Annotated in this window: 1 protein-coding gene and 1 pseudogene; one reads left to right on the top strand and one right to left on the bottom strand. The window is 74.8% G+C overall.

Annotation, left to right across the window (positions count from 1 at the left end):
- Positions 1-812 (top strand): L,D-transpeptidase family protein (locus tag MHW47_RS35265; protein WP_239227887.1); only part of this gene is annotated, 812 nt, incomplete at its 5' end.
- A 192-nt stretch (positions 813-1,004) separates the two neighbouring features.
- On the opposite strand, the pseudogene MHW47_RS35260 reads toward MHW47_RS35265, so the two are convergent.
- Positions 1,005-1,614, bottom strand: a pseudogene (locus tag MHW47_RS35260) (hypothetical protein); the annotation flags it as partial.

The following is a 1,614-nucleotide window of genomic DNA, read 5'->3' as shown; positions in this document are numbered from 1 at the left end:
CCTCCGCACCGGCGAGCAGCCACTCCCCCGCCTCGGCGCGGCCGGGTGACGACGCCAAGCCGGGCGACGCCTCCGCGAGCCCGACCGCGACGGCGAAGCCGACGGAGCCGGAGCGGGAGCCGGCGTCGCCGTCCCCGGAGCCGAGCGCGACCCGCACCACCCCGGCCGCCGATCCGCAGGGCACGGTCCTGATGCGGAACGGCTCCCAGGGCGAGCAGGTGCGCGAGTTGCAGGCCCGGTTGCGGCAGATAGGTCACTTCGGGCGCACCCCGACCGGCTACTACGGCTCCGTCACGGCCGCGGCCGTGCGTTCGTTCCAGGGCAAGCGGGGCCTCGTACAGACGGGGAACACGGACACGCTCACCTGGCAGAAGCTGCTCGGGATGACGCACCGGCCGACCGCCGCCGAACTGAACCCGCCGACCACCCGCCCGGTGGCGAAGCCGGACAAGCGGTGTCTGACGGGGCGGGTGCTGTGCATCAGCAAGAACAGCCGGACGCTGTCCTGGATGATCGACGGCAAGGTCGTCTCGTCCATGGACGTGCGGTTCGGCTCGCAGTACACGCCGACCCGCGAGGGGACGTTCTCGGTGTTCTGGAAGTCGCGGCACCACGTGTCGTCGATCTACCACACGCCCATGCCGTACGCGATGTTCTTCAGCGGCGGCCAGGCGGTGCACTACTCGTCGGACTTCGCGGCCCGCGGCTACAACGGGGCCTCGCACGGATGTGTGAACGTGCGCGACGAGGGGAAGATCGCGGCCGTCTTCGCCCAGGTCCGCACGGGCGACAAGGTCGTCGTCTACAAGTAGGCGCGGGCGGGTCCGGGGCACTCGCGGAGGATTGGGGCGCGGACGGGACCGGGGGAACGTGTCCCGCCCGCGCCATGTGCGCCGAGCCGCAGGTACGGGGGGAACCCCGGCTCCGGCGCTGCCGATGACCAGTCGGCTCATTCCGTACAGCGTCGGCAGGCCGGAAAACGTCACACCGACCGGTACGGATGGTCAGCGGGAGGCCGCTCCGGCGGTGGGCCGGGAGGTCCCGGACGGGCTGCCGTCGCCGGTGTCCGCCGGGTCCGGGGCGATCGCCGCGGCGGAGGGGCCGGGCGATTCGGTGAACCGGATCGAGGGCAGCGGGGCCGAGGCGTCGTCGTCCTGGCCCGCCTCCTCCCGGCCGGAGGGGCCGCCGTTCTCGCGGGCGCCCTGCCCGTCCTTGTCGCCGAGCATCCGGTCGCAGAACCGGTCCAGGTTGCGGGCGCCCTTGGCGAGCGCTTCGAGGTGGCTGCGGCTCTCCTCGTCGAGCCGGCCCGCCCGGTAGTCGCGGCAGGCGGCGACCGTCCTGGCGTACCAGTTGGACCCGCCCCCGGTGGCGCCGGACCTGCCGTTGCCCCGGTCGGGGTCCGCGGAGTCGTGGTCGGCGGGGTCGTCGGCGGGGTCGTCGCCGGACTCCCGGCCGTCGCCGGAGGGGCCGCCGCCGTCCCCCGAGGGGCCGTGGTCCGACATGTCGTCCTTGCCGTCGCGCTTGCCCCGGGGGGTGCCGTCGTCGGGGCCGGCGGTGTCGTCGGCCCCGGGGTCCGGGGTGCCCGGGGTCGGGGTGCCGGGGGGCGCGGGCGCG

Origin of the sequence: Streptomyces sp. OfavH-34-F (assembly GCF_022347745.1) — a bacterium.
Classification (GTDB): Bacteria; Actinomycetota; Actinomycetes; order Streptomycetales; family Streptomycetaceae; genus Streptomyces.
Note: the sequence above shows the minus strand (reverse complement) of the source record. Positions and strands in the feature narration are given on the sequence as shown.